This window comes from Castellaniella sp., assembly GCF_036379515.1.
In the GTDB taxonomy this organism is placed as follows: Bacteria; Pseudomonadota; Gammaproteobacteria; order Burkholderiales; family Burkholderiaceae_B; genus Castellaniella.
Window position 1 is genome coordinate 1 of record NZ_DASVGN010000042.1, and the last position, 7,527, is coordinate 7,527.

The window sequence follows — 7,527 nt, forward strand, 5'->3', positions numbered from 1 at the left end:
TTCTTGTTGGCGTCCAGTGCCAGTCGGCCCCAGCTCCCAGACAGTTCCAGGATGCGCTCGCCATTCACTGTCTTTCCGTGGATGAGCCGATAGCGATGCACAAAATAGACGGCTACGGCGATGACCACCGTGGCGGCCAATACGAGGGCAACGATGCCGGCCAGGGGGCCGAGCCGCATCGCCACGCTGGCATACAGTCTGTAGGCGCCGAATGCGATGGCGCCGAGCAGGATGGGAAGTAGAAGCGGCAAGCTGTCACCCGAATGCAGCAGATGGAAATGAAAAGCGTCAGAGTAACCTGAAAAAGCGCCAGCCGTGCCGCTGCCTGTGCGCCTATTGAGTGCGTAACATGGATGCGAATCCGAAAAGGATTGTCGCAATTGGCCTTCGACGCGTGTGATAGTCTCAAAGGTAATGAAGAGTCCGGAAGTCATCAAAAGCATCCAGTACCTCAGGGGGCTGGCGGCCCTGATGGTGGTCTTTTATCACTTCAGGCACTACTTGAATGGTGTCTATGTTGAAAAAGATCTGGGCAACCTGTTGTTCGACCAAGGCGCCTTTGGCGTCGACTTGTTCTTCATCATCAGCGGCTTCATCATTTGCTATGCCACCCGTCGTCAGGAAGCGCATCCACTTGTTTCCTATGCTCTGAAGCGGGTCTTCAGGATCTACCCGTTGCTGTTCACCAGCGTCCTGGCGTTCTACTTTCTGCTTGGCGCCGATGGCTTCTCGCTGGTCCGGTCCTTGATCCCCTTGCATGCCAACTACACCGATGAGGGTCCCTTCTTCGGCTACAACATGCTGGTCCCGGCCTGGACGCTGACCTACGAAATATCGTTCTACCTGCTGTTCCTGGTGGGGCTGGCCGTTTCCCACAGGCACCGCAAGTTCTTCACTGCGGGCCTGATCGTGTTGTCGTTCGTGCTGCTGCAGCTCTGGCTCAACGGCCGCATCGAACTCTCCGCCTATGAGAACTATGGGTTCACGGGAACCTGGCTGGAGCGGGCCGCGCTGGCGATATTGTCCTCGCCCATGATCCTGGAGTTCGTGTATGGCATCGCCCTGTATGGCCTGTATACGATGCTGCCCCAGGTGCCGGAACGCGCCCGGCGCGGCCTGGGGAGGGTCCTTCTGGGTGCCGTCGCGCTGTCTGTGCTGGGGTATTTTTCGCCGGTCTTCAACGGCCATGGGCCAACGAATTGGGGTCTGCCGTCCCTGTTGCTGATGCTGTCGCTGCTGCTGTATGAACGCATCAACGGCCTGCCCGACTGCAGGTTGCTGTTCTTCCTGGGGAATATTTCCTATTCGCTGTACCTGACGCACATTGTCGTCCTCAAGGTGATCGGCACCTACCACCTGAACTTTGGCATGCGGGGCGTTTCCGCTTTCGTGTTTGCCGTGGGTATGTCGATCGGGGTGGCGACCTTGGTGTATTACCTGATCGAGGCTCGATCCATTTCCGCCTGCCGGCGTTTGTTGAGCCAGGGCAAGGAGCAGTCCCATGAAAGTACGACGCATCGTTGCCAACATCGAGAGCCCGGATCCGGGACAGGCCGAGCGCTTTTACCAGAATTTGCTGGGCCTGGATGTCTTGATGGACCTGGGGTGGATCAAGACGTTCGGCTCGGGCCAGACTATGACGGTGCAAGTCAGTGTGGCGTCGGAAGGCGGCAAGGGCACGCCGGTTCCCGATTTGTCCATAGAAGTTGATGACCTGCCATGCGTGCTGGAACGCGCAAGGCAGGCTGGCATCGCCATCGAATATGGGCCGGCTGATGAGCCGTGGGGCGTGCGCCGTTTCTACGTGCGGGATCCGTTCGGCAAGCTGATCAACATCCTGCAGCACAACGAAAGCGTTCCGGGCAATTCGTCGCGGTAGGTGCCGTGTTCCGGACCGGCGGTTGGTTCGGAGCATGGTATGGCGTTCGAATTTACGGAAGAATCGGCGGGTGATAGGTGAATGTGCCCATGAGAATCGCGGTCACGATCAGCACGATGGGGAAATGAATGAAGAACTGTATCGAGGTATAGCCCACCAGGTCCTTGGATTTGAGCCCCACGATACCCAGTAGCGGCAGCATCCAGAACGGGTTGATGAAATTCGCCAGGGTCTCGGCGATGTTGTAGGCCATGACGGTCCAGCCCAGGTGGGCGTGGACGGTGTTCGCAGCGCTCATGATGTACGGGGCCTCGATGACCCATTTTCCGCCGGCCGAGGGGATGAAGAAACCCAGGACGGCGGAATAGATGCCCACGCAGAACGAGAATATGCCCGAATTGACCGCCACGGCCGAGAACCAGTGGGCCACCGTGTCCGACAGGCTGACGTGCTGCGCGTTGACGACCTTGGTCAGCATATAGGCGATGGCGCCGTAGAAGGGAAACTGCAGTATCACGCCCGATACGCTGGGCATGGCCTTGGCGAAGCTTTGCATGAAGCTGCGGGGGCTCCAATGCAGCAGGGCGCCGCCGATCAGGAACACGAAGTTATAAGTGTTCAGCCCCGAGAGCGTGATGAGCGGGTTGCCGGATTTGAATGTGTCCCACAGCCAGCCGGCGGCCAGCGCCACGATCAGCAGGGTCAGGATCGGGCTGAATTCCAGATAGTCGCCGGGGCGGGAGCGCTTCAGCCCGTCGGGTTTGTCGTCGGTCAGCGATACGCCCAGGTCCTGGGCGGTCCTGGCTGCGGGGTCGGTGGGCGTCGTGAAGTAGCAGATGGCGGCCGACAGGCTGGTCACCAGTACGATGATGACCAGATTCTGCCAGGTCAGGATGGTCTGGTCAAAGCCGATGACCCCGGTGATGGGCATGAGCGACGCGGGGATACTGGACGCGTTGGCCTGCAACTGTGCGGCTGACGAGCTGATGCCCAATGTGAAGCCGCACCCCAGGCCGAGGTAGCCTGCGGCACTGGCGGCGCGATAGTCCAGGCGCAAGTCGGTGCGGCGCGCGATTTCCCGCACCAGCAGGCCCGAGAAGATCAGGCTGACCCCCCAGTTGACGAGCGACAGCCCGATGCTGATCATGCCGACAAAGACCACCGCACTGCGTCCTGTGCGCGGAATGTGCGCCAGCCATCGCATGCATTTCGCCACGGGCGGCGCCATGGCCACGACGTAGCCACCGATGGCCACGAGCGCCATCTGCATCGTGAAGGGAATGATGGACCAGAAGCCGGTGCCGAAGGCTTTGCTGACCGCGGCGGGCGACCCGCCATGGGCAATGGCGCCCAGCGCCACGACGACGCAGGCGATCAGGACGAAGATATAGGCATCAGGGAACCATCTCTCCGAGAGGGCAACCATGCGTTGCGACAGGCGCACGAAGAAATCATCGTGAGTGGGCTGCAGTGTGCGCAATGTGTTTTCTGCTTGCGGCATTGTTTGTCTCCTGAATGTCAGTGTTGTGGTACTTCAGAGCCCCAGCTCCAGCGTTGATAGGGGAATAGCCTGGCAGGTCAGGCATTGGTCGGCCGGGCCGTCGAAAGGGGTCAGGTGGGCCACCGTGCCGCTGATCACCCGCATGGTGCAACTCTCGCACTGTCCGACCCGGCAGCCGCTGGGCAAGTCGATGCCGGCGGCTTGGGCGGCATCGAGCAGCGAGCCGGCTTCCGGACGCCAGACGAATTCCTTGCCCGTCTGGGCGACCTTCACGATCTGCGGGGTGCGGGATGAAGGCACCTCGAGTTGCGTCGCAAAGGTCTCGCAGAAGATATCGAAGCCGGGCATGCCCGATGCCATCAGTCCGTTCCGTGCGCTTGCCAGGAACGACTCCGATCCGCACAGGTAGGCCAGGGGTCGTGCCGCCAGCAGAGAAGGCGCGAGGCGCCGGAAGTCCGGCCGCCCCCGCTGGTCGTAGTCGCCGGGACGCCGGTCTGTGTCGTCAGGCGCGGTGTAGTGCACGATCAGAGTGGCGCCCGGAATACAGCTGGCCAATTCGCGCAGGCGTTTGGCGAACGGGTGTAGGGCGCCGTTGCGGCAGACCGCAAGCAGGCTGACTCGTGGTATGTCATGGCCTGCTTGCGATCGTTGCGCCAGCGCTTCCAGATAGCCGACGAAGGGAGTGAGCCCGATCCCGCTTCCTATGCACAGTACGGGACGGATGCCGTGCAACGGCAGCGTGAAGATGCCTTGGGGCGGCGTGAGCAGCAGCGTGTCGTCATGCTTGCAGCCTGTCAGATAGCCGGACAGCCGGCCCGGGCCGTTGGCGCTATGGATTCGCCGGACTCCGATGGACAGGGTGTCCGGCCGGTGCCCGGGCCCCGTCAGGGAATAGGGGCGCGACAGGCTGCCATCCGGGGCGGTGACGGTGACGTGCTGGCCCGGCAAGTAGTCGGGAAGTGGCTCGCCGTCACAAGGCACCAGGTCCAACGCCACCATGTCCCGCGCCTCCGCGTGTCGCGCGGCGACCTTGAATGCCCGCTGCCCCGACCAGGCGCCGCGGTTCTCCGTTCTGGCACGTACTATGTCGCACACGTTTGCGCGCAGTGGGACGGATCCGCTCACCGGATCGTGTTCGGCGTCATCCAGTATTGCGTTGATGTTGGAACTCGATGAGCCGCTCGACGGTGACTTTGGACGCCCCAGGGGAGGGCAGTCTTCCCACCATCCGAATTCGGCAATCACCACCCTGTCGTCGAGCGCGGGATTGATGCGGGCGCGCAGGAGCACGCTTCCCTGCGGCGTACTGACGTGTGTCCAGTCGCCGGCGGCAATGGCTTTGCGACCGGCCAGGCCGGGGCTGATCTCGACCCCGGGGTCCGGCGATTTGCGCCGCAGCGACGCAACGTGCCGGTAGGAGCTGTGGATGAACCATCCGCTCTTGGCTGTCGTCAGCACCAGGGGGTAGCGCGAATCGCCGCCCAGGTCCGCTGGCAGGCGCTTTGGCTCGACGAAGCGTGCCAGGGGAGGCTGTCCGAGCCTGGACAGGCTTTCCGAGTAGATCTCGACACGGCGGCTGGGCGTCGCGAAGCCGGGCGCGGCGGCACCATCGGACGCCGGTGCGTACTTCTCATGGCGGAACGGCTGGGGAAAGCGCAGGCCCTCGGGTTTCCCGCGCAAGTCCCGTACCGTGACGCCCAGCGGGGCCAACTGGTAGTTCCAGCCGGCCTCGATGCTACCGCCGAAGAATCGGTCGCCCATCCCCATGCGCCCGGCTAGGTCGAAGACGATGTCGTAGTCGGACCGGGCCTGCCCGGGTGCCTCCACCATGCGCTGGCGGAATTGCACGAGTTCACAGGCCTCCTGGGTGATTTCGAAGCCCGCTTTCAAGGCGTCGCGCTCCCACGGCATGTTTGCGGGGAGCACGATGTCCGCATTCTGCGCGGTGGGGCTCATGAACATGTCGACGTGGGCGTGGAAATCCAGTGCTTGCAGGGCCTGCAGGTTTTGCGCCGAGCCGCCTTGTGACACCACGACGTTGGCCCCGAAGCTCATGAGGCTCGACACCCGGTAGGGTTGGCCGGTCAGGACCGCGTCGCGGAATGCGCGGGCGGTGATCCAGCCTCTGGAAGGCGGGCCCAGCGGCAATTCTTCCAGGCCCAGCGCCTTTACCTGCTGCGAGGCGGGCAGCAGGCTGTAGTCGCTGACGCTGTTGACTGGCGCGGGTACCGTCCAGATGTTGCCGCCGAGGCGGTCGCAGGCGCCCGTCAAGGCGTACAGCGTGGCGATGGTCCGCTCCGTCATGGTGGCGTTCGTGTGCTGGCCGACGCCTGTCCAGGCATGGTATGCAAGCCTGGGCGAGCCGGCGAACAGTGCGTTGAAACGACGGATGGCGTCCGGGTCGATCCAGGTGAGACGCGCCACTTCGTCAACCGTGTAAGACGCAGCTTCAGCGGCTAGCAACTCGAAAGCCGTAGCGCATTGACGTGGTGTGCCGTCCACGCCGACAAGCTCGAGGTGCGCCCGCAGGCGGGCCGTTGCGCCCACTGCATTGGCGCGGCGCGTGTCGCAGGCTTGTACTGAGCCGTCGTTCTTGACTGTCACGAACTCGTCGTGCTTTCCATGGGGAAGGGCTTCATTGGCCCTGAGCAGTCGCCCCGACTGGAGATCGACGAGCATGGGAGCGTTGGTCCAGTGGCGCACGAAGTCCGCGTCGTACCCCCGAGTTTCGATCAGGTGGCGGATGGCGCCCATTGCCAGCGCGCCATCGGCGCCAGGCCGGATCCGCAGCCACAGGTCGGCCTGCTGGCCCGAGCCTTCCGGCTTGGGGTCGATCACGACGACCTTGGCGCCGCGCCGCCTGGCTTCGACAATGCGCGTGGCCTGCGCGAGCCAGGTACGCGCGGGGTTGTGGCCCCACAGCACGATCACGTCGGCGCGATCGTAGTCGGGGGCGCCAATGCCGCGCCCGAAGGTCAGGGCGTGCGCGTAGTCCTTGTGCCAGCCGCAGACCTCCACGGCGTAGATCAGGTTGGGGCTGCCGAAACAGCGTACGAATCGCTCCACCCATTCGAAGCTGTCGATCATGGGGGTGCCGCTAGGCGTGGTGACGGCGAAGGCCACCGATTCGGCGCCATGGGCCGCACGGGCCACTCGCAGCCTGGACGCGATGTCGTCGAGCGCTTCGTCCCAGGATATCGGCTGCCAGCCCGGGTCGGGATCTGTGCGCGGCCGGGTGCGCCGCAGCGGCACCGTCAGCCGGCGTGGGCTGCCGACCAATTCGGGGGCCGCCCGGCCCTTGGCACAGAGCGCGCCGCCCGTCGGATGCCCCGGCAAAGGCTTGACCTGGACCAGTTTGCCGTTCTGGATCTCGTTGAGCGACCCGCAGCGGGAGCGGCACAGTGTGCAGTATCCGGGTATGTCCATGTTGGCATTTATAGTGTGTGACGCGCTACTAGATTTAAATGTATCACGCGTCACGCGTTACTACAAGCAGTGATTTGCTACAATGAACGAGACAAAAGGAGACCGAGCTTGGACTTTTCCAGCGAATCCGTCCCCACCCAGTGGGCTGGCGAGCAAAGCCTGCGCGAAAAAGTGCTGGAAAAAATCAGATTCGCCGTGGTGTCAGGCGAATCTCCACCCGGCACGGTGCTGTCGGTGCCGGGCGTGGCGAAGCAACTGGGCATTTCCACCACGCCGGTACGTGAAGCGCTGCTCGAGCTTTGTTCCGATGGGCTGATCGCGCCAATGCGCAATCGGGGCTTTCGCGTCGTCCAGGCCTCCCTGCAAGACCTGCGCGATCTGTTCGCCATGCGCGAGCAGCTGGAAACCTACGCTGTAAGCATCGTCGCAGCCGCGGGTTTGAAAGACAGGGCGCGCCTGGAAGAGCTGGCCGGCATCGTCGGTCAGGCCGTACAGAAGGGCGACATGCACCAGTACCTGTCGGCCGACCGGGCCTTTCACCAGGCGCTGGTGTCACAGGCCGGCAATCGCCTGCTGACTGATACCGTCATGCGACTGCGTGACAACATGCGTCTCTACGGGCTGGACTCCGAAGAGGGCCTGGTGCGGCAGCATGCGTCCGTCAAAGAGCACTACCACCTGGTGAAGCTGCTCGACGAAGGCCATGGCGACAAGGCGGCCA

At 63.2% G+C, this 7,527-nt stretch carries 4 protein-coding genes and 2 pseudogenes; 3 read left to right on the forward strand and 3 right to left on the reverse strand.

Annotated elements, in window-relative coordinates; translation table 11 throughout:
* Positions 1–251, reverse strand: a pseudogene (locus VF285_RS14410) (hypothetical protein); the annotation flags it as partial.
* 163 nt (positions 252–414) lie between these two features.
* Between VF285_RS14410 and VF285_RS14415 the strand changes: the two are divergent.
* Together VF285_RS14415 and VF285_RS14420 are read left to right on the forward strand one after the other, a co-directional pair.
* Positions 415–1,422 (forward strand): annotated as a pseudogene (locus tag VF285_RS14415) (acyltransferase family protein); the annotation flags it as partial.
* Between the two features lie 79 nt (positions 1,423–1,501).
* Complete coding sequence (locus tag VF285_RS14420) at positions 1,502–1,879, forward strand: VOC family protein (protein WP_346953338.1); 378 nt, start codon at positions 1,502–1,504, stop codon at positions 1,877–1,879.
* Between the two features lie 52 nt (positions 1,880–1,931).
* Here the strand turns inward: VF285_RS14420 and VF285_RS14425 are convergent, their stop codons facing one another.
* Positions 1,932–3,380 (reverse strand): short-chain fatty acid transporter, encoded by a 1,449-nt coding sequence (locus tag VF285_RS14425; RefSeq protein ID WP_346953339.1) that lies wholly within the window; start codon positions 3,378–3,380, stop codon positions 1,932–1,934.
* 33 nt (positions 3,381–3,413) lie between these two features.
* Positions 3,414–6,806, reverse strand: a complete 3,393-nt coding sequence (locus tag VF285_RS14430; protein WP_346953340.1) for a molybdopterin-dependent oxidoreductase — start codon at positions 6,804–6,806, stop codon at positions 3,414–3,416.
* 108 nt (positions 6,807–6,914) lie between these two features.
* Here VF285_RS14430 and VF285_RS14435 point away from each other — a divergent pair.
* On the forward strand, positions 6,915–7,527 hold a 613-nt coding region (locus tag VF285_RS14435; RefSeq protein ID WP_346953341.1), incomplete at its 3' end, for a GntR family transcriptional regulator.

What these genes read in the sequence shown, in the direction of transcription:
- VF285_RS14420 (WP_346953338.1), top strand. Translation starts at nt 1,502, where the DNA reads ATGAAAGTACGACGCATCGTTGCCAACATCGAGAGCCCGGATCCGGGA.
- VF285_RS14425 (WP_346953339.1), bottom strand. Translation starts at nt 3,380, where the DNA reads ATGCCGCAAGCAGAAAACACATTGCGCACACTGCAGCCCACTCACGAT.
- VF285_RS14430 (WP_346953340.1), bottom strand. Translation starts at nt 6,806, where the DNA reads ATGGACATACCCGGATACTGCACACTGTGCCGCTCCCGCTGCGGGTCG.